At 69.0% G+C, this 26,742-nt stretch carries 27 protein-coding genes and 1 tRNA gene; 12 read left to right on the top strand and 16 right to left on the bottom strand.

Features of this window, described 5'->3' with window-relative positions:
- Nucleotides 1–2 precede the first annotated feature (2 nt).
- The 4 genes from CCZ27_RS21635 to CCZ27_RS21650 all read left to right on the top strand — a co-directional run bounded on the left by CCZ27_RS21635 (nucleotide 3) and on the right by CCZ27_RS21650 (nucleotide 5,556).
- Complete coding sequence (locus CCZ27_RS21635; protein ID WP_096451694.1) at nucleotides 3–1,376, top strand: HlyD family type I secretion periplasmic adaptor subunit; 1,374 nt, start codon at nucleotides 3–5, stop codon at nucleotides 1,374–1,376.
- A gap of 3 nt (nucleotides 1,377–1,379) precedes the next feature.
- Nucleotides 1,380–2,777, top strand: coding sequence for a TolC family outer membrane protein (locus tag CCZ27_RS21640; RefSeq protein WP_096451696.1), 1,398 nt, complete (start codon nucleotides 1,380–1,382; stop codon nucleotides 2,775–2,777).
- Between the two features lie 143 nt (nucleotides 2,778–2,920).
- Nucleotides 2,921–3,745, top strand: a complete 825-nt coding sequence (locus CCZ27_RS21645) for a hypothetical protein (RefSeq protein WP_096451698.1) — start codon at nucleotides 2,921–2,923, stop codon at nucleotides 3,743–3,745.
- A gap of 134 nt (nucleotides 3,746–3,879) precedes the next feature.
- Nucleotides 3,880–5,556: a carbamoyltransferase family protein gene (locus CCZ27_RS21650; RefSeq protein WP_096451700.1), complete on the top strand. Its 1,677-nt coding sequence runs from the start codon at nucleotides 3,880–3,882 to the stop codon at nucleotides 5,554–5,556.
- On the opposite strand, the gene CCZ27_RS21655 is transcribed toward CCZ27_RS21650, so the two are convergent.
- The 3 genes from CCZ27_RS21655 to CCZ27_RS21665 form a co-directional block, all read right to left on the bottom strand.
- Nucleotides 5,524–5,952 carry a YbaN family protein gene (locus CCZ27_RS21655; protein WP_232516491.1) on the bottom strand — a complete coding sequence of 143 codons (429 nt, stop codon included), beginning with the start codon at nucleotides 5,950–5,952 and terminating at the stop codon, nucleotides 5,524–5,526. The two genes, CCZ27_RS21650 and CCZ27_RS21655, sit on opposite strands and share 33 nt — an antisense overlap.
- Nucleotides 5,953–6,092: 140 nt before the next feature.
- Nucleotides 6,093–7,232, bottom strand: a complete 1,140-nt coding sequence (locus tag CCZ27_RS21660; RefSeq protein WP_096451702.1) for an AI-2E family transporter — start codon at nucleotides 7,230–7,232, stop codon at nucleotides 6,093–6,095.
- A gap of 76 nt (nucleotides 7,233–7,308) precedes the next feature.
- A complete protein-coding gene (locus tag CCZ27_RS21665; RefSeq protein WP_096451704.1) occupies nucleotides 7,309–8,214 on the bottom strand; it encodes a Tim44 domain-containing protein in 906 nt (301 codons plus the stop codon).
- Between the two features lie 457 nt (nucleotides 8,215–8,671).
- Here CCZ27_RS21665 and CCZ27_RS21670 point away from each other — a divergent pair, with 457 nt between their 5' ends.
- The gene (locus tag CCZ27_RS21670; protein ID WP_096451706.1) at nucleotides 8,672–9,886 is read left to right on the top strand and encodes an FAD-dependent monooxygenase; all 1,215 of its coding nucleotides are present in this window, start codon (nucleotides 8,672–8,674) and stop codon (nucleotides 9,884–9,886) included.
- 122 nt (nucleotides 9,887–10,008) lie between these two features.
- On the opposite strand, the gene CCZ27_RS21675 is transcribed toward CCZ27_RS21670, so the two are convergent.
- From CCZ27_RS21675 to CCZ27_RS21685, 3 genes are all read right to left on the bottom strand, one after another.
- Complete coding sequence (locus CCZ27_RS21675; RefSeq protein WP_096451708.1) at nucleotides 10,009–10,419, bottom strand: cupin domain-containing protein; 411 nt, start codon at nucleotides 10,417–10,419, stop codon at nucleotides 10,009–10,011.
- 4 nt (nucleotides 10,420–10,423) lie between these two features.
- A complete protein-coding gene (locus tag CCZ27_RS21680; protein ID WP_096451710.1) occupies nucleotides 10,424–10,840 on the bottom strand; it encodes a Fur family transcriptional regulator in 417 nt (138 codons plus the stop codon).
- A gap of 111 nt (nucleotides 10,841–10,951) precedes the next feature.
- Nucleotides 10,952–11,950 (bottom strand): cytochrome-c peroxidase, encoded by a 999-nt coding sequence (locus CCZ27_RS21685; protein WP_198363220.1) that lies wholly within the window; start codon nucleotides 11,948–11,950, stop codon nucleotides 10,952–10,954.
- Nucleotides 11,951–12,236: 286 nt separating this feature from the next.
- On the opposite strand from CCZ27_RS21685, the gene CCZ27_RS21690 reads away from it, so the two are divergent.
- Complete coding sequence (locus CCZ27_RS21690) at nucleotides 12,237–13,127, top strand: LysR family transcriptional regulator (RefSeq protein ID WP_096451714.1); 891 nt, start codon at nucleotides 12,237–12,239, stop codon at nucleotides 13,125–13,127.
- Between the two features lie 15 nt (nucleotides 13,128–13,142).
- Here the strand turns inward: CCZ27_RS21690 and CCZ27_RS21695 are convergent, their stop codons facing one another.
- The 3 genes from CCZ27_RS21695 to CCZ27_RS21705 all read right to left on the bottom strand — a co-directional run bounded on the left by CCZ27_RS21695 (nucleotide 13,143) and on the right by CCZ27_RS21705 (nucleotide 15,552).
- On the bottom strand, nucleotides 13,143–14,807 hold the full coding sequence (locus tag CCZ27_RS21695; RefSeq protein WP_096451716.1) for a thiamine pyrophosphate-binding protein: 1,665 nt from the start codon (nucleotides 14,805–14,807) through the stop codon (nucleotides 13,143–13,145).
- 237 nt (nucleotides 14,808–15,044) lie between these two features.
- Nucleotides 15,045–15,299 (bottom strand): Txe/YoeB family addiction module toxin, encoded by a 255-nt coding sequence (locus tag CCZ27_RS21700; protein WP_096451718.1) that lies wholly within the window; start codon nucleotides 15,297–15,299, stop codon nucleotides 15,045–15,047.
- Complete coding sequence (locus CCZ27_RS21705; protein ID WP_096451720.1) at nucleotides 15,280–15,552, bottom strand: type II toxin-antitoxin system prevent-host-death family antitoxin; 273 nt, start codon at nucleotides 15,550–15,552, stop codon at nucleotides 15,280–15,282. The genes CCZ27_RS21700 and CCZ27_RS21705 overlap by 20 nt, the downstream gene beginning before the upstream one ends.
- Nucleotides 15,553–15,729: 177 nt before the next feature.
- On the opposite strand from CCZ27_RS21705, the gene CCZ27_RS24440 reads away from it, so the two are divergent.
- Genes CCZ27_RS24440 through CCZ27_RS21720 form a run of 4 tightly spaced genes read left to right on the top strand, consistent with a single transcriptional unit; the run spans nucleotide 15,730 to nucleotide 17,680 of the window.
- Nucleotides 15,730–16,491: an Arm DNA-binding domain-containing protein gene (locus CCZ27_RS24440; RefSeq protein WP_232516492.1), complete on the top strand. Its 762-nt coding sequence runs from the start codon at nucleotides 15,730–15,732 to the stop codon at nucleotides 16,489–16,491.
- Entirely contained in the window at nucleotides 16,425–17,015 is a 591-nt protein-coding gene (locus tag CCZ27_RS24445; RefSeq protein ID WP_232516690.1) for a site-specific integrase, read from the top strand. Before CCZ27_RS24440 ends, CCZ27_RS24445 begins: the two co-directional genes overlap by 67 nt.
- Before the next feature lie 39 nt (nucleotides 17,016–17,054).
- Nucleotides 17,055–17,396, top strand: coding sequence for a type II toxin-antitoxin system RelE/ParE family toxin (locus CCZ27_RS21715; RefSeq protein ID WP_096451722.1), 342 nt, complete (start codon nucleotides 17,055–17,057; stop codon nucleotides 17,394–17,396).
- Nucleotides 17,393–17,680, top strand: a complete 288-nt coding sequence (locus CCZ27_RS21720; protein WP_096451724.1) for a helix-turn-helix domain-containing protein — start codon at nucleotides 17,393–17,395, stop codon at nucleotides 17,678–17,680. Before CCZ27_RS21715 ends, CCZ27_RS21720 begins: the two co-directional genes overlap by 4 nt.
- A gap of 646 nt (nucleotides 17,681–18,326) precedes the next feature.
- Here CCZ27_RS21720 and CCZ27_RS21725 read toward each other — a convergent pair.
- The 4 genes from CCZ27_RS21725 to CCZ27_RS21740 form a co-directional block, all read right to left on the bottom strand.
- Nucleotides 18,327–18,402 (bottom strand) — tRNA-Lys (locus CCZ27_RS21725).
- 116 nt (nucleotides 18,403–18,518) lie between these two features.
- Nucleotides 18,519–19,067, bottom strand: a complete 549-nt coding sequence (gene ruvC / locus CCZ27_RS21730) for a crossover junction endodeoxyribonuclease RuvC (RefSeq protein ID WP_096451726.1) — start codon at nucleotides 19,065–19,067, stop codon at nucleotides 18,519–18,521.
- A gap of 12 nt (nucleotides 19,068–19,079) precedes the next feature.
- Nucleotides 19,080–19,397 (bottom strand): heavy metal-binding domain-containing protein, encoded by a 318-nt coding sequence (locus CCZ27_RS21735; RefSeq protein WP_096451728.1) that lies wholly within the window; start codon nucleotides 19,395–19,397, stop codon nucleotides 19,080–19,082.
- Between the two features lie 82 nt (nucleotides 19,398–19,479).
- Nucleotides 19,480–20,205, bottom strand: a complete 726-nt coding sequence (locus CCZ27_RS21740; protein WP_096451730.1) for a YebC/PmpR family DNA-binding transcriptional regulator — start codon at nucleotides 20,203–20,205, stop codon at nucleotides 19,480–19,482.
- 165 nt (nucleotides 20,206–20,370) lie between these two features.
- On the opposite strand from CCZ27_RS21740, the gene CCZ27_RS21745 reads away from it, so the two are divergent.
- The gene (locus tag CCZ27_RS21745; RefSeq protein WP_096451732.1) at nucleotides 20,371–21,885 is read left to right on the top strand and encodes a helicase HerA-like C-terminal domain-containing protein; all 1,515 of its coding nucleotides are present in this window, start codon (nucleotides 20,371–20,373) and stop codon (nucleotides 21,883–21,885) included.
- Between the two features lie 73 nt (nucleotides 21,886–21,958).
- A complete protein-coding gene (locus CCZ27_RS21750) occupies nucleotides 21,959–22,843 on the top strand; it encodes a DMT family transporter (protein ID WP_096451734.1) in 885 nt (294 codons plus the stop codon).
- Between the two features lie 54 nt (nucleotides 22,844–22,897).
- On the opposite strand, the gene CCZ27_RS21755 is transcribed toward CCZ27_RS21750, so the two are convergent.
- The 3 genes from CCZ27_RS21755 to CCZ27_RS21765 form a co-directional block, all read right to left on the bottom strand.
- A complete protein-coding gene (locus tag CCZ27_RS21755) occupies nucleotides 22,898–24,796 on the bottom strand; it encodes a GGDEF domain-containing response regulator (protein WP_096451736.1) in 1,899 nt (632 codons plus the stop codon).
- 233 nt (nucleotides 24,797–25,029) lie between these two features.
- A complete protein-coding gene (metF, locus tag CCZ27_RS21760; protein ID WP_096451738.1) occupies nucleotides 25,030–25,875 on the bottom strand; it encodes a methylenetetrahydrofolate reductase [NAD(P)H] in 846 nt (281 codons plus the stop codon).
- A complete protein-coding gene (locus CCZ27_RS21765) occupies nucleotides 25,872–26,729 on the bottom strand; it encodes a TlyA family RNA methyltransferase (protein WP_096451740.1) in 858 nt (285 codons plus the stop codon). Before CCZ27_RS21765 ends, metF begins: the two co-directional genes overlap by 4 nt.
- Nucleotides 26,730–26,742 lie beyond the last annotated feature (13 nt).

Genomic DNA, 26,742 nt, shown 5'->3' on the forward strand with positions numbered 1-26,742 from the left:
ACATGGCGATTCGCAAGCTGATCCCCGGCCGTGACGCGGCCGGTGCCGGACCCTCCTCCACGGGCGCGGTGCCCGACGCCGATCCCGCCTTGCCGCTCGACACCGGCCATCCGGCGCGGCTGGGCATGTGGGTGCTCGGCCTGGGCTTCGGCGGCTTCCTGCTGTGGGCGGCGCTCGCTCCGCTCGACGAGGGCGTGCCGACCGCCGGCATGGTCGCGATCGATACCAAGCGCAAGGCGGTGCAGCACCTGTCGGGCGGCATCGTCACCGAGGTCTTCGTCAAGGAAGGCCAGTTCGTGCGCGGCGGCGATCCGCTGCTGCGCATCGACAGCGCGGTGGCGCTGGCGAACTACGAGTCGATCCGCCAGCACTACCTGACCCTGCGCGCGATGGAAGGCCGGCTGATGGCGGAGCAGGCCGGCCGGGCGGAGATCGTCTTCCACCCCGACCTGCAGCAGGCCGCCGCGGATCCGGTGATCCGGCAGACCACGGACAACCAGCAAAGCCTCTTCGTCGCGCGGCGTAGCGCCCTGCAGGCGGAAATCGACGCGATCCGCGAGGGCATACGGGGCGAAGAGGCCGCCATCCGCGGCTACGAGGGCATGCTGGCGGCGCGCCGCACCCAGCTCGAACTGCTGCAGGACGAACTGGAGGGCCTGCGCGAACTGGTGCAGGAGGGCTATGCGCCGCGCAACAAGCAGCTCGAGGTGCAGCGGCTGGCGGCCGAGGCGGCCGGTTCGGTGGCCGACCTGCAGGGCAACATCCAGCGCGCGCGCCGCTCGATCGCCGAGATGAAGCTGCGCACCGTGCAGCGCACGCAGGAATACCGCAAGGAAGTGGATGCGCAGCTCGCCGAGATCCGCCGCGAGGTGCAGGCCGACGCCGAGAAGCTGAAGGCCGCCGGTGACGAACTGGCGCGCACGACGATACGCTCGCCGGCCGAGGGGCAGGTCGTCGGTCTGGTGGCGCAGACGGTGGGCGGCGTCATCGCCCCGGGGCAGAAGCTGATGGACGTGGTGCCGCAGGACGAGGCCCTGCTGCTCGAGACGAAGGTGCCGCCGCACATGATCGACCGCGTGCAGCCGGGCATGGAGACCGACGTCCGCTTCGCGTCCTTCGCGCATTCGCCGGCGCTGGTGGTGCAGGGCAGGGTGGATTCGGTGTCGTCCGATCTCGTCGCCGATCCGGAGACCAGGCTGTCCTACTACCTGGCGCGCATCTCGCTGACGCCGCAGGGCATGAAGGAACTCGGCGACCGCCAGATGCAGGCCGGAATGCCTGCCGAGGTGGTGATCCGCACCGGGGAGCGCACCGTGCTCGCCTACCTGCTGCATCCGCTGCTCAAGCGCATGGCCGCGTCGATGAAGGAGGAGTGAGCCATGCGGGGGACGGCACATTCCGCGCTTTCGCGCGGCGCGGCGTGGCGGGCCGCCGCCGCGGCCCTCGGCCTGGCAGCGCTGCTGCCGGCGCCGCCGGCCGCAGCGCTCGACCTGCTCGACAGCTACCGGCTGGCCCTGCAGAACGACGCCCGCCACCAGGCGTCGCGCGCGCAGGCCGCGGCCAGCCGCGAGGCCGTGCCGCAGGCCCGCGCCCAGTTGCTGCCCAGCGTTTCGGCGAGCCTGACGCGCAGCAGGAACAGCACCGAGCGCGAGGCGCCCGACGTCTTCGGCCGCACGGCCACCGACAGCTTCGACTACGTCAGCAGCAACTACGCGCTGACGCTGCGCCAGCCGGTGCTGCGCATGTACGGCTTCGCGCAGTACCGGCAGGCGCGGCACCAGGTGGAAGGGGCGGAGGCGACGCTGGACCGCAGCCTGCAGGACCTGCTGGTGCGCCTGGCCGGCGCCTATTTCGACGCGCTGCTGGCGCAGGACCAGCATGCGCTGGTGATCGCGCAGAAGGAAGCCTACGCCGCCCAGCTCGAAGCATCGAAGCGCGCCTTCGCCGCCGGGCAGGGCACGCGCACCGACATCGACGACGCGCAGGCGCGCTACGACCTCACGCTGGCGCAGGAACTCGAAGCCAGCCAGAACCTGGGCTACACGCGGCGGCAACTGCAGACCATCATCGATCGGCCGGTCGATGCGCTCGCCGCGCTCGATCCGGCGCGCATGGAGCTGCAGCCGCCGCAGCCGGCCGACGCGGAAGAATGGATCGCGCGCGGCGAAGAGGTGAATCCGGAACTGCGCGCGCTGCGCGCCGACATCGAGGTCGCGCGGCAGGAACTCGACAAGGCGCGCGCCGGGCACTACCCCACGGTCGATCTGGTCGCCCAGCGCAGCAGGAGCGAGAGCGAGAACAACGTGTCGATCGACACGCGCTACCTGACCACGCTGGTCGGCGTGCAGGTCAACGTGCCGCTCTTCGCCGGCGGCTACACGGTGTCGCAGACCCGCCAGGCCCTGGCCGGCATCGAGCGCGCCGAGCAGCAGTACGAGGCCCGCCGGCGCGAGGTCGGGCAGGAGATCCGCAAGGAGTTTCAGAACGTCGCCGAGGGGGTGCTGCGGGTGCGCGCGCTGGAGCAGGCCGAGCGCTCCGCCGGGCAGGCGGTGTTTTCCAACCAGAAGGGCTTCCAGGCCGGCACGCGCAGCCGCATCGACATCCTCGACGCGCAGCAGCAGCGCGTGAGCGTCAAGCGCGACCTGGCGGTGGCGAGGTATCGCTACATCGTCTCCCGCCTGCGCCTGCAGAGCCTGGTGGGGACGCTGGACGAGCCCGGCATCGAGGCCGTCAACGCCTGGCTGGCGCCGCCGGCCGGGCGCGCGCCGGAAAACTGAATCCGGCGGCGCGGGCCGTGCCGGAGGGGCGCCCGTCGCGGCGGCCGCGAACCGGCCTCCTTGCGCCTGCCGCGGCTGCTGCTATACCGGGAGCACAGGCGGAAATCGCAAACGCATTTCCCGGCGCATCCGAGGAGGCCCGCATGAGCACGTCCCGCATCTATCTCCCCACCGATACCTGGGAGCCGGGGCTGTTTCCGGCGATGCTGGCGATCGGGGATTCCTGGTTCTGGTATCCGCGCAACAACGTGCTGCAGGCGCTGGTCGAACACAAGCGGCTCAAGGACCCGTACCGCATCGTCCAGATGCTGGGCTACAACGGCGCCAAGCTGGAGGAATACGTGTTCGGGCGCCATGCGAAGCAGCTCGAGAAGCATCTGTCGGCCGGCTTTCGTGGCGTCTATTCGGCGATCCTGGTCAGCGGCGCGGGCAACGACGCGGTCGACTACCGGCTTGCGCTCAAGCGCAACTGCAGCGGCATGGAAACGGCCGAGGAATGCATCGACGAGGACACGATGGCGGTCTTCATCGGCAAGCTGTCGGCGGCGCTGAGTGCGCTGCTGCAGCGCATCGCCGACGCCTACGCCGGCGGTCCGGTCCAGCGCCCGGACATCTTCCTGCACAGCTACGACTACCCCGTCCCCGACGGCCGCGGCTTCAAGCTCGCCGACCTGAAGATCACCGGCCCATGGCTGCGGCCGGCGATGGAGGTGCGGCGTGTCGACGGGGAGATGGCGCTGCGCCGGGCGATCTGCCGCATCCTGATCGACCGCCTGGCGAAGATGTACGAGGGTTTCGCCGCGACCCACGAGCGCGTGTATTTCATCCGCTCCGCCGGATGCCTCGTTTCGGCGAACCACGAGAAGGACTGGGACAACGAACTGCACCCCACGCAGGCGGGTTTCGGGCAAGTGGTCGACAAGTGCTGGATTCCGGTGCTGGCGCGGCACGGCTACGCGAAGTCCTGAGTGCTGCAGGACGCCCCCGCGGCACGGGCCGGCAGCGCCGGCGTGCCGGTTCCGGCGGCTTGCGGGACGGGGCCGGGCGCCGCACACTGGGCGAGGCGTGCAGCACACGCCGCATCACTCCTTTGCCCGCCCGCATGCCCTTCATCCTCGGCGTTTCCGCCTTCCGCCCCGATTCCGCCGCCTGCCTGGTCCGTGACGGCATCGTCGTCGCTGCCGCCGAGGAAGAGCGCTTTCGCCGCATCAAGCACTGGGCCGGCTTCCCGCGCGAGGCGATCCGCTACTGCCTCGCCGAAGCCGGCATGGCGCCGGCGGATCTGGCGCAGGTGGCGGTCGCGGTGGAACCGCGGGCCGCGCCGGACATGCTGCGCGAACTGCGTTCCGGTCTGGCCGGCGAACCGGCCGCCGCGAGGGGCGACGCACGCGCCGTGCCCGAAGTGGTCGGCATCGCGCTCCAGGATGCGCAACTGGCGGCCGCCTTCCTGGCGTCGCCGTTCCCCGAAGCGGTGGTGTTGTCGGTGGCAGGCGCCGCGCCCGGCGCGCGCACCGTCTGGGGCGTCGGCAGCGGCACCCGTATCGAGCTTCACGGCGGGCAGGATCATCCCGATGCCCTGGGGCTTTTCTACCGCATGCTGACGCGGCACATCGGGTTTCCCGGCGAAGGCGACGAATACAAGGTGATGGGTCTGGCACCCTACGGCAGCGAAGCCCTCGTGCCGCTGTTGCGCCGCCTCGTCGGGTTGCGGCCGGACGGCGGCTTCCGGCTCGATCCGGCCTTGCTCGGCGACGGCTGTGCGCTCGAAGCCCTGCTCGGCCCCGCGCGCCGGCCGGGGGAGCCGCTGGCGCCGCGCCACTTCGACATCGCCCGCGCCACCCAGGCGATCTACGAGGAAACCCTGTTCCATCTGCTCGATGCGCTGCACGCGCGCCATGGCCTGGACGCACTGGCGCTGGGTGGCGACGGCGGGCTGAATTCGGCGGCGAACGGCCGCATCCGCCTGCGCACGCCGTTTCGCCGCGTGCATGTGCCGCCGGCGCCGGGCGATGCCGGCCTGGCGATCGGCGCCGCGCTCCTGGCCTGGCATCGCGCCTGCCCGCATGGCGATGCTCCGCGTGCGCCCGCGCTCCTGGATGCCGGCCTCGGCCCCGCCTTCGGCGACGAGGCCATCGGCCGCGTCCTGGATGCCGCCGCGGCGCAACTCGCGGCGGCGGGCTGCACGCTGGAACGCATCGCCGACGCCGGCGAACTGGTCCGGCGTACCGCCGCCGACATCGCCGCGGGCAGGGTGGTGGGCTGGTTCCAGGGGCGCATGGAGTGGGGACCGCGTGCGCTCGGCAACCGCAGCATCCTCGGCGATCCGCGGCGGGCGGACATGAAGGACGTGCTCAACCTCAAGATCAAGCGCCGCGAATCCTTCCGCCCGTTCGCGCCGTCGGTGCTGCGCGAGGCGGTTGCCGCATGGTTCGAGCAGGATGGCGACGTGCCCTTCATGTCGCAGGTGTTCCGTATCCGCGCCGAGCGCCGGCCGCAGGTGCCGGCGGTGACGCACGTGGATGGCTCGGGGCGGCTGCAGACGGTGGAAGAGCGCGCGAACCCGCTGTACTACCGCCTGATCCGCGCCTTTTGCGACATCACCGGCGTGCCCATGGTGCTCAACACGTCGTTCAACGAAAACGAGCCGGTGGTCTGCCGGCCGGAAGAGGCGCTGGCGTGCTTCCTGCGCACCGACATGGACGTGCTGGCGATGGGCGGCTGGGTGGTGCGGCGCAGCAGCAGCTCTTCACTCCCGGGTTTCGCCGGCGGCGCCGGCTGACCGCGCCGCGCCGGGCGCGCGCACCGGCACGCGCCACAGGAAGAAAGTCAGCACGGCGGCGATGCACAGCAGCATGAGGCGGTGCCAGGTCGCGGGCACGATCAGCATCGACACGCCGAAGGAGACGAACATCAGCCCGAAGGCCCAGGGCTTGACCCCCGGCGGCATGCTGCGATGCTCTTCCCATTCGCGCACGATCGGTCCGGCGATGCGGTGCGCGAGCAGGCGGCGGTGGAAACGTTCCGAGCCGCGGGCGAAGCAGGCCGCCGCCAGCAGCACGAAAGGCGTGGTCGGCAGCAGCGGCAGGACCACGCCGAGCGCGCCCAGAAGCAGGGCGATGCAGCCCAGCCACAGGAAGGCGATGCGCATCAGGCGGGAGTTGTGCAGTTTCGACACGATGGCCGGGCGGTGTGCGGGTGGCGGGAATTGTTCGCGATGTCGCACGGCGATGCAATGGCGCCGGCTGTCGCCCCTTTCATGCGATGGTGTCGTCTGCCATTGACGCCGGTCCGGCCGCCCGCCTGCACGGGCCGGGCTCAGCCTTCCGTCCGGCGGGCCTGGTCCGGCGCGCGCAAGGGCGCGCCCGGGGGCGCTGCCGCGGCGGGCGGAGCCGGCGGCGATGCCTGCGCCGATTCGCCGATCCATTCCCGCCACACCGCCATCAGCACCGCGAGGATCACCGGCCCGAGGAACAGGCCGACCAGGCCGAAAGCCGTCAGTCCGCCGAGCACGCCGAACATCACCAGCAGGAAGGGGATGCGCGTCGCATTGCTGATGACCAGCGGGCGCACCAGGTTGTCCACCCAGCTCACCACCAGCGTGCCCCACAGCAGCAGGCCGATGCCGGCGCGGGTGTCGCCGCTGACCAGCAGCCAGACGCCGATGGAGCCCCATGCGAACGGCGTGCCGAACGGGATCATGGCGACCAGCGCGGTCACCGCCCCGAGCAGCACCGGGGCCGACAGGCCTGCCCACCAGTAGCCCAGCCCGGCGAAGAAGCCCTGCACCAGCGCGGTGGCGACCAGCCCCCAAATCACCGCCTTGGTCATTCCGCCCACCGCGGCCAGGTAGTCGTCCACCCGTGCGCCGAGGAAGCGGTGCAGCACCCGCTGCACCTGCCCCAGCACGAGTTCGCCGTCGCGGTACAGGAAGAACACGGTGATCAGCGCGAAGCCCAGCTTGGCGGCGTTGCGGCCGACGTCGCCGATGAGGACCACGAGGAGATCCGCGCCCTGCCGCACCCATTCGGTGAGCCGCGCCTTGAAGGCTTCGACGTCGCCGGTCAGATCGTCCAACATGCCCTGCAGCAGGTCGCCCACCCACGGCAGGTCGCGGATAAACTCGGGCAGTGCCGGCGGCCCCTGCCGGATGTGCGACACCACCGTGCCGATCGCCAGGCTGATCTCGCCGCGCAGCAGCGCCGCCATCCATAGCGCCGGCAGCACGAAGGCCGCGCTCAGCAGCAGCGTCATGATGAGCGCGCTCAGGGTGGGAAGGCGCGGCAGCCGCGCGCGCAGGACCTGGTACAGCGGCCAGGTGGCGAAGGCGATGATGACCGCCCACGCCACCGGCACGATGAAGGGGTGCAGCACCGAATAGCTCAGGAGCAGCAGGCCGCCGAGCAGCAGGCCGACGATGATCCGGCTCGCGATTCTCTCGGCGACCTGGTCGAGCATGTCGTGCTTCCTCCAACTGGAAAGGGGAGGGGGCGCCGCCCGGCGCCCCCTCCCCGTACAGGAAAGGTCCCGCTCCTTACGCCTGCTGCATGCCGGCGAGCAGCCAGCCGCCGTTGCCGGCGCGCGGCTTGACCAGGTGCCAGATCTCGTCGATCTGCTCGGTCGGGCCGTCCCGGTCTTCGCGGAGGAGGCCACTGTAGCGGACGCTGACCACGTAGCGCGAGGCTTCCTCGGCCACCTCGAGCACCTCGGCGTCGATCTGCACGATGTCGGTCTGTTGCGATGCGTCGCCGCGCGCGAGGATGTTGGTCTTCAGTTCGGCGAACATCTCCGGCGTGGTGAATTCGCGCAGGTCGTCGAGGTTGCCCGCGTCGTTGGAGGCTTGCAGGCGGATGAAGTTCACCTTGGCCTGGCGCACGAAGGCTTCGGCATCGAAACCGGCCGGCAGGCCATGCGCCGCGGCGGGCTGGCCGGCGGCAGCGCCGGCGAAGGCGCCGTGACCGGGTTGCGGCATGGCCGCATCGCGGGCCTGCGGCGCCTGGCCGGCATACTGCATGCCGCCTGTTCCTGCCATCGCCGGCTGCGGGCCGCCCGCGCGGCGCCGCATGATGAGGCCGACCACGACCAGCACCGCCATCACCAGCAGGCCGATCATCATCATCGAGGCGAGTTCCTCGCCGAATCCAAGGTGGGAGGCCAGCGCCGCAAGGCCCAGGCCCGCGGCCAGGCCGGCGATCGGCCCCATCCACGAGCGCTTGGGCTGGGCCTGGGATGCGGCAGTCGCGGCGGCGGGCGAGCGCGTCGCCGCCGAGGCGGCGGGAGCCTGCGGGGGCGCGGCCGAGGGCGCGCGGTCGGGGGCGCTCATGCTTCTCTGCATGCCCGAAGAGGTGCCGCCGCCGAGGCGCTTGGCCGCTTCGGCGTCGGGTGCGGACAGCGTCAGGCCGAGCGCGAGCACGGCGGCCACCAGCGAGAACGTCTTCATGTGCAACTCCGTTGGGGAAGAGGCGAACGCGCCGAAGGATAGCCGCTGGATGATGAAAGAAAAATCAGATAAACCGAGAGTGATATTTCGGAAAATACGAAATGATGCCTGTCGAGCCAGCGACCCGGCCGTGCAACCGTGCCGGCTCTGCGGCCGCCGGGCGGGATTTCGGCTGGGCGAGGGGTGCCTCGCAGGCGATCCGTGCCCTAACCTCGCGGGCGACATCGGGCGGGTGGACTATGACTGTGAATCATGGAGCCCATAAGACATGGTGCATTGAGTCATATCGTGGGGATGTCTAATCTCTGCTCCGCCAGATCCATGCCTGCGCGCCGCGAGCGGCCGCAGGCATGGGGGCGCGGGGAGCGAACCGGTCTCCTGCGCCGACGGACTGCGGCGCACCGTGGCCAGGGTGCCGGGCGCCGCAACAACGACAACCACCAGAGGATGGAGATTCATGAGCAAAGGAGACTGGAAGATCGCGGTCGTCGGCGCCGGCATCGGCGGCCTGACGCTGGCACTCGCCCTGCGCGAGCACGGCATCGAGGTCGATCTCTACGAACAGACGGCCGAACTGAGGGAAGTGGGCGCGGCGGTCGCGCTGTCGGCGAACGCGACCCGGTTCTACGACCGCATCGGCCTGCGCGAGAGGTTCGACGAGGTGTGTTTCTCGATTTCGACCCTGATCTACCGCGACGGCCGCGACGGCAGGGTGATCGGCCGGCACGGCGGCGAGCCGACCTACGAGGGGCAGTTCGGCGCCTGCTACTGGGGCATCCACCGTGCCGACCTGCAGGCCATCCTGTCGCGGACCGTCGGCATGGATCGTATTCATCTCGACAAGCGGCTGCGCGACCTGAAGGACGACGGCCGCGAGGTCGTGCTCGAATTCGAGGACGGCAGCTCCGCCCGGGCCGACCTGGTGATCGGCGCCGACGGCGCGCGCTCGCTGGTGCGGCGCTGGATGCTCGGCTACGACGACGCGCTCTATTCCGGTTGCTCGGGTTTCCGCGGCATCGTCCCGCCGGAGATGCTCGACCTGCTGCCCGATCCCGACGCCATCCAGTTCTGGATCGGTCCGGGCGGCCATCTGCTGCACTACCCGATCGGCAGCGGCGACCACAACTTCCTGCTCGTCGAGCGCCATCCGTCGCCGTGGCCGGTGCGCGAGTGGGTGACCGGCGCCGAGCAGGGCGAGCAGTTGCGGCACTTCGCCAACTGGCACCCGGCGGTGGTGCAGATGATCACCGCCGTGCCGACCAGCAGCCGCTGGGCGCTGTTCCACCGTCCGCCGCTGGGGCGCTGGACGCGGGGCCGGGTCACGCTCCTGGGCGACGCGGCGCATGCGCTGGTGCCGCATCACGGCCAGGGTGCCAACCAGTCCATCGAGGATGCGGTGGTGCTCGCCGCCAGCCTGGGCGAATGCGGTCCCGACCGCTTCGGGCCGGCGCTGGAGAACTACGAACGCCTGCGCCGCGGGCGCACGCGCAAGGTCCAGTTCGCGTCGATCTCCACCGCCGACGTGCTGCATCTGCCCGACGGCTCCGCCGCCGACCGGCGCAACGCGCGGCTCGGCCAGCGCGAGGAAATGCTGCACCACCTGGGCTGGATCCACGACTTCGACCCCGCCACGCGGACGCCGGACGAACGGCAGGGCGGAACCTGGCTCTGAGCATCCGGCCGGCATCGCTGCCGGCCGCAGCGGGCTGCGGCCCGGGCCCGGAAGGATGGGCCGGTTCCGTCTTCTCCGGGTGGCGTTTGACAAGAGGCCGGGCGCTTCTCGCGCCGGCGCCGCTACGCGCGGCTGCCGGGGCTCGGGCCGGCGCCGCGGCGCTGCAGCGTGCCGGGCGCCGGGCCGAAGATGGCCAATAGCGTCAGGTCTTCCTGGATGTCGAAGAAGGAATGCTCCGTCGTGGCGCCGACGAACAGCACCATGCCAGGGCCGACCTCCTCGACCTGGTCGCCCAGATGCAGCCGCGCCTTTCCTTCCAGCACCAGATAGACCTCGTCTTCCAGGTGGGGCGCCTGCATGTCGCGGGCGCCCGCCGGGAGCCGGTAGATCGCACAGGACATCGCGGCGCTGCGCAGGAACTCGTGGATGCGCGGCTCGCTGCCCTCGACGTGCTTCCTGAGGGAGTCGAGGTCGAAGACCTTCCAGGCGCTGGCGGGCTTGGCGGCGGTATCTCGTGAGGGCGACGAAGTCATGGTGTCAGGATTTCCTGCTGCGCACGCGGACGATGACGTCGACTTCTTCCAGCTCCACGCCTTCGGGCAGTTTCGGCTGGCCGACGACCTTCAGGTCCTGCGGGTCGAGATCGGAGATTTCCCCCGTGTCGGCATCGAACAGGTGGAAATGGGGAGTGGGAGTCGAATCGAAGATCACGTGCTGGGGGGTGACCAACAGTTTTCGCACCAGTTTCTTCTCGGAAAAGAAGTTCAGCGTGTTGTACACCGTTGCCCGGGAGGTTTCCGGCGAGGCCGTGCGCACGCGCTCGAAGACCTGTTCCGCGGTGAGGTGGACAGGCCGGGAGAACATTATGCGCGCGATCTCGATCCGCGGCCGGGTGACCGCCACGCCGGCGTTGCGCAGGCACGCGACGGCATCGGCAAAGGAGTATGCGTTCATCTCTGTCGGCAGGGTGGTTCGTTTCGTTCGTGATGATGGGCTGTTCCGCCCATTTTGTGTATCGCGCAAGGCGCGCGCCCTGCCCGCGGCGGGCAAGGCACGCGGTTGCGGTCAGTTGAAGGGCTTGGGACGCGGCGTCGCGTCCGAGGACGGCGGCAGGATCGGCAGCGTGAATTTCGGCTGCTCGCCGGTCAGCGTCTTCAGGAAGGCGACGATCCTGGCGTTCTCGTCCTTCGTGAATTTCTTGCCCAGTTGCAGGCGGCCCATGGTGTCGACGGCCTCGGTCAGCGTGTTGGCGGCGCCGTCGTGGAAGTACGGATAGGTCATTTCCACGTTGCGCAGCGTCGGCACCTTGAAGTTGAAGCGGTCGGCGTCCTTGCCCGTCACCGCCGAGCGGCCTTCGGCCGGGCTGCTGGCCTTGTACGGCTCGACCAGGCCCATCTTCTGGAATGAGTTGCCGCCCACCGCTTCGCCGTTGTGGCACGCCACGCAGCCGCTGTTCTTGAACAGGTTGTAGCCCTCAAGCTCCGCCGGCGTCAGCGCGTCGTCCTTGCCCAGCAGCCACTGGTCGAAGCGCGAATTGGGCGTCACCAGCGTCTTCTCGAACTCGGCGATGGCCAGCGTCACCTGGTCGATGTCGATCTTGTCCTTGCCGAAGACCTGCTTGAATTCACGCACGTAGGCCGGGATCGATTCGAGCACGTCCAGCGCCAGCGTATGGGTGAAGGCCATCTCGCCCGGGTTGGCGATCGGGCCGCCGGCCTGCGCCTTCAGGTCGGCCGCGCGGCCGTCCCAGAACTGCGCCACGTTCAGGCTGGAGTTGAGCACCGTGGGGGCGTTGATCGGGCCCTGCTGCCACTTGTCGCCGATCGAGGTCGGGATGTTGTCGGTGCCGCCCATCGACAGGTTGTGACAGGAGTTACAGGAGATGAAGCCCGACTTCGACAGGCGCGGATCGAAGTACAGCTTCTTGCCCAGTTCCACCATCCCGAGGTTGACCTGCACCGGCGGACGGATCGGCGTGATCGGCTCGTCGCGCGTCGCCGCCGCCCATGCAGTGCCCGCAATCACTGCCGAGACGGCAATGCCCACCATCTTCATTCGCATCATTTCCTGCTCCCCTTTCTCGCGATGAAAAACCTGACGGGCCGGTTCGCGACTTCCACTTCCTTCGGGCGCGCCGGCCGGATCTAGACGCTGTCTAAAAGTTTCAGGAATTAGAGTCCGGCTGGCCGCGGCGGGTGTTGACGCCGGTCAAACATTCCGCCTTTGCAACTACCCTTGCCGCGCGGGGCCGGCGGACGGTCGTGTCCGGCATGGCGCGATTCCGTCCGGGTCCGCAGCGCGTGCCGAAATGGCCGACAATGGGCAAATCTCGATTGCGTGGATGGCAACAATGAACCGACTCGACGCCATGGGCCTGTTCGTCCGCGTGGCCGACCTGGGAAGCTTCGCCGCCGTTGCAAGCCAGCTCGGCGTCGCCCGCTCGGTGGTCACGCGCCACATCGCGGCGCTGGAGGAGCACCTGGGCGTCAAGCTGATCGTGCGCACGACGCGGCGGCTGACGCTGACCACCGCGGGCGCGGGCTATCTGGAAAAGTGCCGGACGATCCTCGACCTCGTCGAGGCGGCCGAGGCCGATGTGATGGAGGAGCGGCTCACGCCGCGCGGCAACCTGCGCATGGGCCTGCCGCTCAGCTTCGGCCTCAAGCGGATCATGCCGCTGCTGCCCGAATTCCAGAAGACCTGCCCCGAGATCAACCTGGCCCTGGACTTCACCGACCGGCACATCAACCTGATCGACGAGGGCGTGGACCTGTCGATCCGGGTCACCGCCCGGCTCGACCCCGGCGACGTGGCGCGCAAGATCGGAGACTGCCGCCTGCTCGCCGTCGCCTCGCCCGACTACCTGTCGCGGCACGGCCGTCCGCGGCACCCCTCCGAACTGGCAGCCCATCGTTGCCTGGGATACTCCGCCAAGGCGAACAACCGGCCGTGGCTGTTCACCGTCGACGGCCAGCCGCAGAGCGTCTACCTGCCGTTCCGCCTGCAGGCCAACAACGGCGACGCGCTCGCCCTGGCGGCGGCGCAGGGACTGGGCATCACCATGCAGCCGGATTTCATCGCCGCCGACTACCTCGCCAGCGGTGCGGTGGAGACGCTGCTCGAGGACTTCGAGCCGCCGCCGCTCGGCATCTACGCGCTGTTGCCGAGCAACCACTACCTGCCGGGCCGGGTTCGCGTGCTGATCGACTTCCTGGCCGCGAGGCTGTCGGGCCGGCCGTGAGCCGGGCGTTTCCGGTCAGTCCAGCCGCGCCTGCGGCGTGATCTGGCGCGGATCGGCGCATAGCTCGATCAGCGCCGGCACGCCGGCTTCCGAGGCGCGTGCGAACGCCGCGGGGAAGTCGGCGCTGCGCTCGACACGTTCGGCATGGGCGCCGAAGGCGCGCGCCAGCGCGACGAAATCCGGATTGACCAGCCGCGTGGCGCTGATCCGTCCGGGGTACTCGCGTTCCTGGTGCATGCGGATGGTGCCCAGCATGCCGTTGTTGACGAGGACGATCACGACGGCCGCCCCGTACTGCACGGCGGTGGCCAGTTCCTGCGGATACATCATGAAGCAGCCGTCGCCGGCAAAGCACACCACCGTGCGCGCCGGATGGCGCAGCTTTGCCGCGATCGCCGCCGGCAGGCCGTAGCCCATCGCGCCGTTGGTCGGCGCCAGTTCGGTGGCCGGCCGGCGGTAGCGGAAGAAGCGGTGCACCCACACCGTGTAGTTGCCTGCGCCGTTGGCGACGACCGCATCGTCGGGCAACGTCTTGCCGAGCCAGCCGACGACTTCGGCGAGATCCACTCCGGCCAGTTCGGGATGGGCCGGCGGCGGGGTGGAATGCCGCTCGTAGTCGGCGCGGACCTCGCGGGTCCAGTCGCGCCATGCCGGTTCCTCGATCGGCGCCAGGGTCGCGAGCGCGGCCGCCGCCTGCGCCATGCCGGCGTTGATCGGCAGGGTCGGACGATAGACGCGGCCGAGTTCCTGCGGGTCGGCGTGGATGTGGATCAGGGTCTGCCGCGGCTCCGGGCTCTCCACCAGCGTGTAGCCCGACGACGAGGCTTCGCCGAGCCGGGCGCCGATCACCAGCAGCAGGTCCGCCTCCCTGACGCGGTCCGCAAGGCGCGGCGATACGCCCAGCCCGAGCTGGCCGACATAGTGGCGGTCGCGGTTGTCGAACAGGTCCTGGCGGCGGAACGATGCCGCGAGCGGCAGATCGCTGGCGGTGACGAAGCGGACGAGCGCCGCGCAGGCCGCGGCATCCCAGCCGCTGCCGCCGGCGACCACCAGCGGCCGCCGGGCCTGCGCCAGCAGGGCGCGCAGTTCGGCCATGTCGGCCGCCGCCGGGGCGGCCCTGGCGATGCGCACCGGCGGCACATCGGCGACGGCACCGCTGCCGAACAGGACGTCTTCCGGCAGCGCGACCACCACCGGCCCCGGGCGGCCGGACAGCGCCACGCTGAAGGCCCGCGCCACGATCTCGGGGATGCGCTCGATGCGGTCGATCTGCGCGACCCATTTCGCCACGCTGCCGAACATCTGCCCGTAATCGATCTCCTGGAAGGCTTCGCGGCCAAGAAAACCGGTATCGACCTGGCCGATGAACAGGATCATCGGCGTGGAATCCTCGCGGGCGGTGTGCACGCCGTTGGCCGCATGCGTGGCGCCGGGGCCGCGCGTCACGAAGCAGATGCCGGGCCGGCCGGTGAGCTTGCCGTAGGCATCGGCCATGTTCGCCGCCGCGCCCTCGTGGCGGGTGACGATGGTCTGGATCCCGCTCGTGTCATGCAGCGCGTCGAGTACCGGCAGATAACTTTCGCCCGGCACGCAGTACACCGTATCGACCCCGTTGACGCGCAGCGCCTCGACCAGCACCCGGCCGCCGTTGCGCTCGTTGGCAGGAAGTCCGTTTCTCATCGCCGCTCGCTCCCGGTTCGTTCGATGGAGCCAGTGTAGGGCGCGCGGCGTGCTTTCGCGATCGCGCCGGCCGCATACCTGCTTTGCCCGGAAACGGCCACCTGAGTGACTTCGGGCATGAAGTCCATTTCTCAGACTGCGCGCGTGCCGTGTTCCCGAGAAGCGCTCTCCGTGGTGAGCGTCATCGACGGCAGGCGGGAGGCCATCGTCGTTGGAGGGCGACGAGAACAGGGACGCTCAATAGTGGTCCCGGCACTGCGCGATCAAGACGTCGTCGCCATTGATCGCATACACGAGTCGATGACGATCATCGGTCCGGCGGGACCAGAACCCCGAGAGCTGATGCTTCAGGGGTTCCGGTTTGCCGATCCCCTCGAAGGGGTGCCGCCGGATGTCCTCGATCAGTTGGTTGATGCGCTTGAGGACTTTGCGGTCATGCTGGCTCCAATAGACGTAGTCGTCCCACGCATGGTCAGCGAACTTCAGCGGCATCGTCGTCGATCGGTTCATGCACGGAGCCGCTGCCGGCACGAAGCTGTTCGACCGAATCGAGCAAGCGGCGGGCGCCCTTGGGGTTGCGCAGCAGGTATGCGGTTTCTTCGAGGGCGTTGTAGTCGTCGAGCGACATGATGACCACCGGCTTGCCGCGTTGAGTGGTGACGAGTACGGGCGCGCGGTCCTCGTTGACGGTGCGCATCACCTCGGCGAGGTGGGCTCGCGTGTAGCTGAAGGTCAGGGCGTCCATTGCATTCTCCAAAACATTGTACGTAGTTTAGTGCAACGCATGGAGATTTCAACGAGCGTGGGCAAAGACTGCGTTGCCCGGAAGTGCTACACGGAGCAGAAAAGCAAAAAGGCCAGTCCGCTGGGGCTGGCCTTTTCGACTGCTGAATTCCTTGGTGGGGGCACAAGGATTCGAACCTTGGACATACTGATCTTCCTGTGGGACTCCGAAGCGCCCGGCCTCGCAGTGCGAGCGACACCGGTCGGCGAGGTGCGCGCCTTCATCTTCCAAGGCAAGTTGAATGGCAAAGACCTTCGAGCAACCATCGGCGACGCCCGAGCCTGGAGCATTGATGCAGTCCGCGCTGAAGCCCGGCGCCTGCAAACCCTGATCGACCAAGGCACCGACCCGTGCCAAGAGAAAGCGGACAAGCGCGCCGCCATCGAAGCCGCGAAGGCCGCGGAAGAAGCCACCCTGCGCGCGTTATGCGCCGCCTACACTGCCCATCTGGAGCGCTCGGGCAAGGGCAAGAGCGCTGCCGCTACCCGTTCTTCCTTCAAGTGCCATGTGCTCGCCGCGCACCCCACGATTGCAGAGATGGCGGCGCGGGACGTGACCGCGCACCAGGCCGCGGCGATGGTGCGCAAGGTGCGAGAGGCCGGCAAAGTGCGCGCCGCCGGCATCCTGCGCAGCTACCTTTCCGCTGCCTTCAATGCTGCCAAGCGCGCCCCGTTCGATTCCGCGCTACCGTCCGACCTGATCCCCTTCGGTATCGAGCACAACCCGGTGGACGCCATCCCCGCCATTCCGGTGCGGTGCGGCGCGGCGACCGCGTTCTGTCGTCGGACGAGCTGCGTGCCTACCTGCAGGCGCTTGGCGACGATCTGCCCGACCTGGCCCTGCAGCTGGCGCTGCTGGCCGGCGGGCAACGTATGGTGCAATTGCTGCGCGCCAAGGTGAGCGACTACGACCCCGACACACAGACCTTGCGGCTGTGGGACGGCAAGGGCAAGCGCACGGCGGCGCGGGAACATCTGTTGCCCCTGGCGCCGAATGCCGCCGCGCTGGCGGCCGGCCTCGTGGAGCGCGCCAGGCGCCGGGAAGCCGAACGGGCGAAGGCAGAGGACCGCGCCGCCAACATGGCCGGTCTGTGGCTGTTCTCGACGCACGGCAAGGTCGCGATGACCGCCACCACGCCCGGGGATCGCGTCGCCGAAATCAGCGCCAGCATGGGCGACGAAGCGTTCGATCTGCGCGACATCCGCCGCACCGTGGAAACCATGTTGGCGGCGATGGGCATCAGCAAGGATATCCGCGCACAGCTTCTTTCCCACGGCATCAGCGGGGTGCAGTCCGCTCACTACGACCGGCACGCCTACATCGATGAGAAGCGCGCTGCGCTGGTGGCCTGGGAAGCGCGGCTTGAAGCGATCCGGACGGGCGAGAGCACCCCGGCGAACGTGGTGCAGTTGCGCACCGCCTGACGATGGCCCGAACTGTTCCAGTGGATTACACTCTGAACCATGCAAACCGTTGCCGAACTGCCCGAGTACATCCGTACCGCCGACAAGTTGCTGAGCGAGGAAGAACGGCAGGACATCATCCGCTACTTGGCGGAACACCCGAAAGACGGGGATCTGATGGTTGGCACGGGAGGCGTGCGCAAGCTGCGCTGGCGGCGCGGTTCGCAGGGCAAGAGCGGGGGCGTTCGTGTCATCTACTACTTCCACGATGACGCCATGCCGCTATACCTGCTGACGCTGTTCGCCAAGGGCGAGCGTGCCAACTTGAGCCAGGCGGAGCGCAACGAGCTGGCAACGCTGACGGCCTTGCTCGTCAAGGCATGGAAAGGGAAACGAACATGAGCACTGCATTCGACAGCATCAAGCGCGGGCTACTGGAAGCCATCGAACACGCCGAAGACCGCGCGCCTGAAACCCGCATTCACCGGCCGCGCCCTGTGGATGTGAAGGCGTTGCGCACCCGTGTGGGCATGACGCAAGAGCAATTTGCCGCCCGCTTCGGCTTTTCTACAGCCACCCTGCGCCACTGGGAGCGGGGCGACCGCACGCCCCGTGGCCCGGCGCTGGTGCTGCTGAACGTGATCGAGCGCAACCCGGCGGCCGTCATCGAAGCATTGACGGCCTGACCGAGCAACACCGGCGCCGGCCGGATGCCGGCAAGAAGCGGGGCATGCGTGGTGGGCCAACACCGCGCCCCTGACCACAACGTGAAAAGGAACTTCACATCCGCCGCTGCGCCGCTTGCTTGGCGATGCCGGGGCATCCTGCCTGTACCGCATCGAGGTGTGCTGACATGGGGGGAGTCAAAAACTCTAGGGCTCCATGCCTGAAGATCGGGCCATCCTATAGTGGTGTGTAATTCCGCAAAATGGATAGGGGGTATGGAGCCGACCGCCTGCAAAGTAGCGGGAACAGTGAGAACAACATAAGGAATCTCAATAACCATGCGGGTTCCCGGCTGTTTGTCTGTTCCCTCTTGGATTTTTATAAGTGGGAACAAGCGGGAACATCCCGGCCGCCGCGCTAGTTCCTAGCGTTGATTCCATCCCCTGGCTTCGTGCATACGTCTGTACGGGGGGTTATGCCGTGCCGTTTGCCAGCTCCGCGGCTGGCCGGCGTCCTGGTGGCGGTGCCGGTGCCGGTGCGCCGCCGAACTGGGCGTCGCCTTGGCTAGGGTCCGACCTTTGGGAAACGCTTACAGAGTGCTTACATGGTGCCAGAAAGCAAAAAGGCCAGTCCGCGAGAACTAGCCTTTTCGACTGCTGAATTCCTTGGTGGGGGCACAAGGATTCGAACCTTGGACCTACTGATTAAGAGTCAGCTGCTCTACCAACTGAGCTATACCCCCGCTGCCTTGCGGCTGACCGGATGTTGCATCCGGTCAAGAGGGCCGCATACTACACGCGCGGCGGGTCGTTTGCAATATGGACGAAACAGGAAATCGTCGGCAGCGGCCGTGTGGCGTCAGGCAAGCATCCGTCCGGCGCGGCGGCGGGTGCCGAGGCCGGGCAGGGCGCCGAGGCCGCGGCTGCCGTGGGCGTGGCAGATGGCGCAGGCGAGCGCGTCGGCGGCGTCCGGGCTGGGGCTGGCGTCGAGCGCCAGCAGGCGTTGCACCATGTGCTGCACCTGTTCCTTGGCTGCCTTGCCGTAGCCGACCACCGACTGCTTGACCTGCAGGGCGGTGTATTCATGCACCGCGAGATCGCACGACACCGCGCCGCAGATCACCGCGCCGCGTGCCTGTCCGAGCAGCAGGGTGGATTGCGGGTTGACGTTCACGAACACCTTTTCCACCGCGACCACGTCCGGGCGGTAGGTCTCGATCACTTCGCGCACGCCGTCGAGCAGCGTCTTCAGGCGGCCGGGCAGTTCGCCGTCCCGCGTCCTGATGCAGCCGCTGGCGACGTAGCGCAACTGGCTGCCGAGGGTGTCGATGAGTCCGAAGCCGGTGATGCGCAGCCCCGGATCGAGCCCCAGGATGCGGGTGGCGACGGTGGCTGATGCGGCGCTCACTGGACCGGCGGGTCAGACCTTCACCGCGGTGCCGCTGACGCACACCATCAGCATGCCGTTGTCCTGGCCGAGGACTTCGTAGTCGATGTCGATGCCGACCACCGCGTTGGCGCCGAGCTTGCGGGCGGCTTCGGCCATCTCGTCCATGGCGATCTCCCGCGAGTCGGCCAGGGTGCGCTCGTAGGAGCCTGCGCGGCCGCCGACCACGTTGCGGATCGAGGCGAACATGTCCTTGAAGATGTTGGCGCCGATGATGGCCTCGCCGGTGACGACGCCGAGGTACTGGCGGATCGGCTGGCCGTCGAGCGTGGGGGTGGTGGACATCAGCATGGTCGTGCTCCCCGGGCAGTGCCCGCAAAGAAAAAGGGCGGCGCAGTGCGCCGCCCCATGGGTTCGGCTGCGTCGGCGCAGCTTACTCGGCGAATGCGGCCGAGGTATAGACCTCCTGCACGTCGTCGAGTGCCTCGAGCGCGTCGAGCAGCTTCTGCATGCGCGCGGCGTCGTCGCTGGCGAGGTCGGTCTCGTTCTGCGGCTTCATCGTCACTTCGCCGAACTCGGCGGTGAAGCCGACCTTTTCCAGCGTTTCCTTCACCGTGGTGAATTCCCACGGCCCGGTGATGACTTCGATCGAGCCGTCGTCGTTGGCCACGACGTCCTCGGCGCCGGCTTCGAGCGCGGCTTCCATCAGTGCATCCTCGCTGGTGCCCGGGGCGAACAGCAACTGGCCGCAGTGCTTGAACTGGAACGAGACGCAGCCGTCGGTGCCCATGTTGCCGCCGTACTTGGAGAAGGCGTGGCGTACGTCGGCGACGGTGCGGGTCTTGTTGTCGGTGAGGCAATCGACCATGACGGCCGAGCCGCCGATGCCGTAGCCCTCGTAGCGCACTTCCTCGTAGCTCACGCCTTCGAGTTCGCCGGTGCCTTTCTTGATCGCGTTCTCGATCCTGTCCTTGGGCATGTTCACTCCCTTGGCCTTGTCCACCGCCAGGCGCAGGCGCGGGTTGAAGCCCGGATCACCTCCGCCCATCTTGGCGGCGACGGTGATTTCCTTCGCGAGTTTGGAGAAGGCCGCACCGCGCTTTTCGTCCTGACGACCCTTGCGGTGCTGGATATTGGCCCATTTCGAATGACCAGCCATGAGAACCCCGATACTGCCTGAGCGATTGAAGAGTCCGGCATTATACAGCCGGCGGCCGCTCCCGCCGAGGCGGCGGTGTCACGCAAGCTGCCGGCGCTGCTACACTTTCCGCCGTCCGCATGACCGGCATCCCCGCCTGTTTCGCCATCCTTCCGGAGCCTTTCCATGGTCGAGCCGCTGCTGATCGCCCGCACGTCCCACGACGGCGTATACAAAGACATCAACCTGCTGCCGCGCCTGTCCAATCGCCACGGCCTCGTCACCGGCGCCACCGGCACCGGCAAGACGGTGACGCTGCAGAAGATGGCCGAGTCGTTCGCGGGCATCGGCGTGCCTGTGTTCCTGGCCGACGTGAAGGGCGACCTGTCCGGCATCGGCGCCGCCGGCACGAAGTCCGACAAGCTGATGCAGCGCCTGGCCGCGCTGGGCATCGCCGACTATGCGCCGCGCGCCAACACCGTCGTGTTCTGGGATGTGTACGGGGAGCATGGCCACCCGGTGCGCGCGACGGTTTCCGACATGGGGCCGCTGCTGCTCGGCCGCCTGCTCAACCTCAACGACACCCAGGGCGGCGTGCTGCAACTGGTGTTCAAGATCGCCGACGACAACGGCATGCTGCTGCTGGATCTCAAGGACCTGCGCGCGATGGTGCAGTACGTCGGCGAGAACGCGAAGGACTTCACCACCCAGTACGGCAACATCGCCGCCGCCTCGATCGGCGCCATCCAGCGCAACCTGCTGGCGCTGGAGCAGCAGGGCGGCGACGTGTTCTTCGGCGAGCCGATGCTGGACATCAACGACCTGATGCAGACCGATGCCGACGGCCGCGGCGTGATCAACGTGCTGGCCGCCGACAGGCTGTACAACTCGCCCAAGCTGTATTCCACCTTCCTGCTGTGGATGCTGTCCGAACTCTTCGAGCAACTGCCCGAGGTCGGCGACCCGGACAAGCCGAAGATGGTGTTCTTCTTCGACGAGGCCCACCTGCTGTTCAACGATGCGCCCAAGGCATTGCTGGAGAAGATCGAACAGGTCGTGAGGCTGATCCGCTCGAAGGGCGTGGGGGTGTATTTCGTCACCCAGAACCCGCTCGACGTGCCCGAGACCGTGCTGGGGCAGCTCGGCAACCGCGTGCAGCACGCGCTGCGCGCCTTCACGCCGCGCGACCAGAAGGCGGTGAAGACCGCTGCCGAGACGATGCGCGCGAACCCGGCCTTCGATGCGGCGACGGCCATCACCGAACTCGGCGTCGGCGAGGCCCTGGTGTCCTTCCTCGACGACAAGGGCCGGCCGGAGATCACCGAGCGCTGCTTCGTCATCGCGCCGAATTCGCGGCTGGGCCCGCTGGATGCCGCCGAGCGCGACGCGGCGATCAAGGGCTCGGTGGTCTTCGGCCACTACGAGCAGGCGATCGACCGCGAGTCGGCCTACGAGATGCTGCAGGCCAAGGCGGCCACCACCGCGGCGATCAAGGCCGGCCGCGAGGCGGCGAAACAGGCCGGCGGCGAAACCGGCAGCATGGTCGGCGACATCCTGTTCGGTTCCACCGGCCCGCGCGGCGGCCAGCGCGACGGCCTGGTGCAGATCGCGGCCAAGACGGTGACGCGCACGATAGGCAGTTCCATCGGCCGGCAGATCGTGCGCGGCATCCTCGGCTCCCTGCTCGGAGGGCGCCGCTGAGCGTGGCTGCCGCCCCGCACGGCCGGTACGGCGGGGAGGCGGCCGTGCGCGGCCGCAGGACGGGGGCCGGCCGATGAACCGCAGCGGCCTCGCCTTTGCGGTGCTGGGCGCGACGGGCTTTTCGTTCAAGGCCATCCTGGTCAAGCTCGCCTACCGCCACGGCGTGGATGCCGAGACCCTGCTCGCACTGCGCATGGGCTTCTCGCTGCCGTTCTTCGTGGCGATGGGCGTCGTCGCCAGCCGCCGCGCCGCCGCGCGGCTGCCGGCGCGAGACTGGGCGTGGATGCTGGGCCTGGGGCTGATCGGCTACTACCTCGCCAGCTACCTCGACTTCCTTGGCCTGAAGTACATCACCGCCGCGCTCGAGCGGCTGATCCTGTACCTGTATCCGACGCTGGTGATCGTGCTGTCGGCGCTCTTCCTCGGCAAGCCCGTCACCCGCCGCATGCTGGGTGCGCTCGGCCTGTGCTACTTGGGCATCGGCGTCGCCGTCGGCCACGACCTGACGATCGCCGGCGATGCCGACGACGTGGTGCTGGGCAGCCTGCTGGTGTTCGCCAGCGCGGTCACCTTCGCGCTCTACCTGATGGGCAACGGCGAAGTCGTGGGGCGGACGGGTTCGGCGCGCTTCACTGCCTATGCCACCAGCTTCGCCTGCCTCGGCTGCCTGGTGCAGTTCTTCGTGATGCGGCCGGTGTCTGCGCTGGTGCAGCCGTGGCAGGTGTATGCGCTCGCCCTGGCGATGGCGCTCGTCAGCACGGTGGCGCCGGTGTGGCTGACCTCGGAGGCGATCCGGCGTCTCGGTGCCGGGCCGGTGTCGCTGACGAGCAGCCTCGGGCCGGCGATCACCATCGCGCTGGGCTGGCTGCTGCTCGACGAAGCCATCGGCCTTGCGCAGATCGCGGGTACGGCGATGGTGATCGGCGGCGTGATGTTCATGGCGCGCAAGGCGGGCTGAGCGCGAAGCGCTCGCGGGGCGCCTGCGAGGCTTGCGCGCGGGTGCCGCTCCGCGTCAGTGCGGGTTGCAGCGCAACTGCCCCTGGACGTAGATGCAACTGCGGTTGCGCCCCGCCTGCTTGGCCTGGTACAGGGCGCGGTCGGCCGCATTCACCAGGTCGTCGGCGTCGGCCATCGCCGTCTCGCGGCTGGCCACGCCGATGCTGATCGAGGTCTGGATGAGTGCGCCGCCGGCCTTGATGCGCAGGCCCTCGATCATGCGGCGCAGGCGTTCGGCGGCCATCAGCGCGGACTTCAGGTCGGCGTTCTGGCAGATCATGAGGAATTCCTCGCCGCCGAGGCGGCACACGCTGTCGTCCCGGCGCGCGGAGTGCTGCAGCGCCTGCGCGACCTCGCGCAGCACGTTGTCGCCGATGGCATGGCCGTGGCTGTCGTTGATGCGCTTGAAGTGGTCGACGTCGAGCAACAGCGCCGACAGCGGCTGGCCGGAGCGGTTGGCGGCGCTCCACGCCTTGGCGAGCGCGGTCATGCCGGCGCGGCGGTTGGGTAGGCCGGTAAGCAGGTCGGTCATCGCCGCGTGCTCCAGGCGGCGGTTGCTGATCGCCAGTTCGGCGGCAAAGTGCTTGAGCTGCGCGCGGTCGCGCTCCCACGCCGCGAGCAGTTGCACGTAGTGCCGGGCGGCGCGCAGGCGGGTGTGCAGCGTGCGGACGTCGACCGGCTTGGCGAGGAAGTCGTCGACGCCCGCCTCGAAAGCCTCGCCGACCTCGTCTTCGGATTCGCCGCCGATCAGCATGATCAGGTAGATCGTCTGCCCCCATTCGGTGGCGCGCAGGGCCCGCGACAGCTCGAGGCCGCCCATGCCGGGCATCTTCCAGTCGGCGATGACGATCTGCGGCATGGCCTCTATCGCCAGCGCTAGCGCCTCGCGTCCGTCGCCGGCGCACATCACCGAATGCCCCAGTGCGCCGCCGAGCACAGTCTCGAGCATGCTGCGGGTGGCGGGGTCGTCTTCGGCCAGCAGTACCCGCAGGGCCGCGGGACTGCCGCTTTCCGCCGGACGCGGAGGCGCGGACACCTGGGCGAAGGGGGGCAGGGCCGAGGCGGGGATCTTCAGCAGTTCGCCCCATTCGTGCCATTGGCGCACCAGTTCGTCGATGGTGGCGCCGAGCTCCTCGCAGTTCAGGCCGATCCTGCCGCCCAGCAGCAGCAGCTCCGCCGTCCGGCCGCTGCGTTCGTTCTCGGCGGCGACGCCCAGATCGGCCACGCGCTTGGCGAGGTAGAGCAGGTGCACGAGCCGGTACGGCCGCGAGCCTTCCGAGAAGCCTGAGGCGTCGGGATTCTCGTGGTGATAGATGGGCTCGACCAGCGCGCCCGGAATGCCCCAGTCGGTGAGCAGGGCGGCGCTCAGTTCGTTGTGGTCGGTCTGCAGGTGTTCCTGCTCGAGGTCGGTGAGCGTGCGCTCCGGTCCGTTCAGGCCCAGCACGTTGGTGTATTCGGCCGGGTAGGCGGTGGCGAGCGCCAGGCAGCCGATGCGCGACAGCAGGCCGCAGGCGAACAGTTCGTCGGGCTGGCCGATGTGCGTGAGGGCGCAGAACTTCTGGAGCGCGAGCGCCATCAGCAGCGAATGCGACCAGAAGGTCCGGTAGTCGAAGCCGTCGCAGGGGCCGTTCTGGTACTGGTCTACCAGCGAGAAGCCCAGCGCCAGGTTGCGTACCGTGCCCAGCCCGAGGCGCAGGATGGCGTCGACCACCGCGACCACCGGGCGGCCGTTGCCCGCGGCGGCCGAGTTCGCATGCCGGATCAGGCGGCCGGCGAGGGCGGGGTCGGTGTGCGCGATGTGCGCGATCTCGGCGGCCGTGGTGTCGTCCCGCCGGCACATTTCGAGGATGGCCAGCGCAACCCCTTTAGGGCTCGGAAGTTCACCGGTGATGGCGATGTTTTCCAGTTTTTTCATCTCGGGGCAGGGCCGTCACGCGAAGGGCGCAGATCCCCGGGCGTTGCGGACGGCGCGCGGATCGGTGCGTCAGCATACTCAAATCCTCCGGCGCTGTGGATAGAACATGCGCCGGGGAGTGCGCCGCGATCCACGGGCCGCATCCCGCGGGCCCGGCGGCGGCATCCGCCGGGCGAGGCGCTCCGGAATGGCGGTCCGGAATTGCGTTGCGGTTCCGGTGCGAGCCTCGCCGTTCAGGGGCGGGGCGGGCCGTCCAGGCCGAGCCGGCGGCAGATCTCGGTGGTCGGGCCGGCCATGTTCATGCTGTAGAAGTGCAGGCCGGGCGCGCCCGCGGCGATCAGCTTCTCGCACAGGCGGGTGACGACGTCCAGGCCGAAGGCGCGGATCGATTCGGCGTCGTCGCCGTAGCTCTCGAAGGTCTTGCGCATCCAGCGCGGGATCTCGGCGCCGCAGGCGTCCGAGAAGCGCGCCAGCTTGCTGAAGCTGCCGACGGGCATGATGCCGGGCACGACGGGAATGGTGACGCCCATCCCGCGCACCGCGTCGACGAAATGGAGGTAGGCGTCGAGGTTGTAGAAGTACTGGGTGATCGCCGAGTCGGCGCCGGCCTCGGCCTTGCGCTTGAAGGCCAGGAGATCGTCCCGCGGGCTCCTCGCCTGCGGATGCCATTCGGGGTAGGCGGCGATCTCGATGTGGAAGCGGTCGCCGGTTTCGGCGCGGATGAATTCCACCAGTTCGCTGGCGTAGCGGAACTCGCCCGGATCGACCACTCCCGAGGGCAGGTCGCCGCGCAGCGCGACGATGCGGCGGATGCCGGCGTCGGCATACTCCTGCAGGATGGAGCGGATGCTGTCGCGGGTGGAGCCGATGCACGACAGGTGGGGCGCGGCTTCATGGCCGGCCGCGGCGATCTCCTTCACGGCGGCGAAGGTGCGCTCGCGGGTCGAACCGCCGGCGCCGTAGGTCACGGAGAAGAAGGCGGGCTTCAGCGCGGCCAGCTTCTCGCAGGTGGTGCGCAGCTTGTCGGCGCCCTCGGCGGTCTGCGGCGGGAAGAACTCGATCGAGATTTCGGTATTCATGGCGTGTGCGGTGGGGTGCCGGCATCCGTTGCGCGGATGCCGTGGAAAAAGAATTCGCGGTTGCCGTCGCCGCCGGCGATGGGCGATTCGAACCAGTCGAGGATGCGCAGGCCGGCGTCGTGCGCGGCGGCGCGCAGCCGGGTCTCGACCTCGGCGTAGCGTGCCGCGTCGCGCACGATGCCGCCCTTGCCGAGCCCCTGCGGGCCGACCTCGAACTGCGGCTTCACCAGCGCCAGCACGTGCCCGCCCGGCGCCAGCAGCGCCGGCCATTGCGGCATCAGCAGGGCGAGCGAGATGAAGCTGGCGTCGCAGACGATGAGGTCGAAGCCGTGCGGCGGGAAGTGCCCGTGCAGGTCGGCGGGCGCGAGCCGGCGGGCGTTCAGGCCCTCCAGCGTCACGCAGCGGTGGTCCTTGCGCAGGCGCTGGTGGAGCTGGTCGTGTCCGACCTCGACCCCCACCACCTTCGCTGCGCCGGCCTGCAGCAGGCAGTCTGTGAAGCCGCCGGTGGATTGGCCGATGTCCAGGCAGGTGATGCCGCGCACGTCGAGCAGGCTGCGCTCAAGTGCGCCTTCGAGCTTGAGCGCGCCGCGCGACACGAAGCGGTCGCCGTCGTCCGCCACCACCGCCAGCCTGGCATCGGGCGGCAGTTCCAGCGACGGCTTGGTGACAGCCTCGCCGTCGTGGCTGACGCGGCCCGCCTCGATGAGGCTGCGCGCCGCGGTGCGCGACGGCGCCAGCCCCTGTGCCACCAGCAACTGGTCGACGCGCAGCAGGCCGTGGCGGTCGGCCGGCTTCTTCGCGTCGGTGGCATGGCGCGGCCGTCCCTGCCGGGCATGGAAGGAATTCATGCTCATCGGGACGGCCTCC

This window comes from Thauera sp. K11, assembly GCF_002354895.1.
Classification (GTDB): Bacteria; Pseudomonadota; Gammaproteobacteria; order Burkholderiales; family Rhodocyclaceae; genus Thauera; species Thauera sinica.

Bases quoted from the DNA above. Each gene is read 5' to 3' on its own strand.
- CCZ27_RS21695 (WP_096451716.1), bottom strand. From the start codon at position 14,807: ATGAGAAACGGACTTCCTGCCAACGAGCGCAACGGCGGCCGGGTGCTG.
- CCZ27_RS21665 (WP_096451704.1), bottom strand. From the start codon at position 8,214: ATGAAGACGTTCTCGCTGGTGGCCGCCGTGCTCGCGCTCGGCCTGACG.
- CCZ27_RS21755 (WP_096451736.1), bottom strand. From the start codon at position 24,796: ATGAAAAAACTGGAAAACATCGCCATCACCGGTGAACTTCCGAGCCCT.
- CCZ27_RS21650 (WP_096451700.1), top strand. From the start codon at position 3,880: ATGCCCTTCATCCTCGGCGTTTCCGCCTTCCGCCCCGATTCCGCCGCC.
- CCZ27_RS21670 (WP_096451706.1), top strand. From the start codon at position 8,672: ATGAGCAAAGGAGACTGGAAGATCGCGGTCGTCGGCGCCGGCATCGGC.
- CCZ27_RS21700 (WP_096451718.1), bottom strand. From the start codon at position 15,299: ATGCCGCTGAAGTTCGCTGACCATGCGTGGGACGACTACGTCTATTGG.
- CCZ27_RS21715 (WP_096451722.1), top strand. From the start codon at position 17,055: ATGCAAACCGTTGCCGAACTGCCCGAGTACATCCGTACCGCCGACAAG.
- CCZ27_RS21675 (WP_096451708.1), bottom strand. From the start codon at position 10,419: ATGACTTCGTCGCCCTCACGAGATACCGCCGCCAAGCCCGCCAGCGCC.
- CCZ27_RS21660 (WP_096451702.1), bottom strand. From the start codon at position 7,232: ATGCTCGACCAGGTCGCCGAGAGAATCGCGAGCCGGATCATCGTCGGC.
- CCZ27_RS21750 (WP_096451734.1), top strand. From the start codon at position 21,959: ATGAACCGCAGCGGCCTCGCCTTTGCGGTGCTGGGCGCGACGGGCTTT.
- CCZ27_RS21745 (WP_096451732.1), top strand. From the start codon at position 20,371: ATGGTCGAGCCGCTGCTGATCGCCCGCACGTCCCACGACGGCGTATAC.
- CCZ27_RS21640 (WP_096451696.1), top strand. From the start codon at position 1,380: ATGCGGGGGACGGCACATTCCGCGCTTTCGCGCGGCGCGGCGTGGCGG.
- CCZ27_RS21690 (WP_096451714.1), top strand. From the start codon at position 12,237: ATGAACCGACTCGACGCCATGGGCCTGTTCGTCCGCGTGGCCGACCTG.
- metF (WP_096451738.1), bottom strand. From the start codon at position 25,875: ATGAATACCGAAATCTCGATCGAGTTCTTCCCGCCGCAGACCGCCGAG.
- CCZ27_RS21645 (WP_096451698.1), top strand. From the start codon at position 2,921: ATGAGCACGTCCCGCATCTATCTCCCCACCGATACCTGGGAGCCGGGG.
- CCZ27_RS21705 (WP_096451720.1), bottom strand. From the start codon at position 15,552: ATGGACGCCCTGACCTTCAGCTACACGCGAGCCCACCTCGCCGAGGTG.
- CCZ27_RS21765 (WP_096451740.1), bottom strand. From the start codon at position 26,729: ATGAGCATGAATTCCTTCCATGCCCGGCAGGGACGGCCGCGCCATGCC.
- CCZ27_RS21735 (WP_096451728.1), bottom strand. From the start codon at position 19,397: ATGCTGATGTCCACCACCCCCACGCTCGACGGCCAGCCGATCCGCCAG.
- CCZ27_RS21635 (WP_096451694.1), top strand. From the start codon at position 3: ATGGCGATTCGCAAGCTGATCCCCGGCCGTGACGCGGCCGGTGCCGGA.
- CCZ27_RS21680 (WP_096451710.1), bottom strand. From the start codon at position 10,840: ATGAACGCATACTCCTTTGCCGATGCCGTCGCGTGCCTGCGCAACGCC.
- CCZ27_RS21685 (WP_198363220.1), bottom strand. From the start codon at position 11,950: ATGATGCGAATGAAGATGGTGGGCATTGCCGTCTCGGCAGTGATTGCG.
- CCZ27_RS21720 (WP_096451724.1), top strand. From the start codon at position 17,393: ATGAGCACTGCATTCGACAGCATCAAGCGCGGGCTACTGGAAGCCATC.
- CCZ27_RS21740 (WP_096451730.1), bottom strand. From the start codon at position 20,205: ATGGCTGGTCATTCGAAATGGGCCAATATCCAGCACCGCAAGGGTCGT.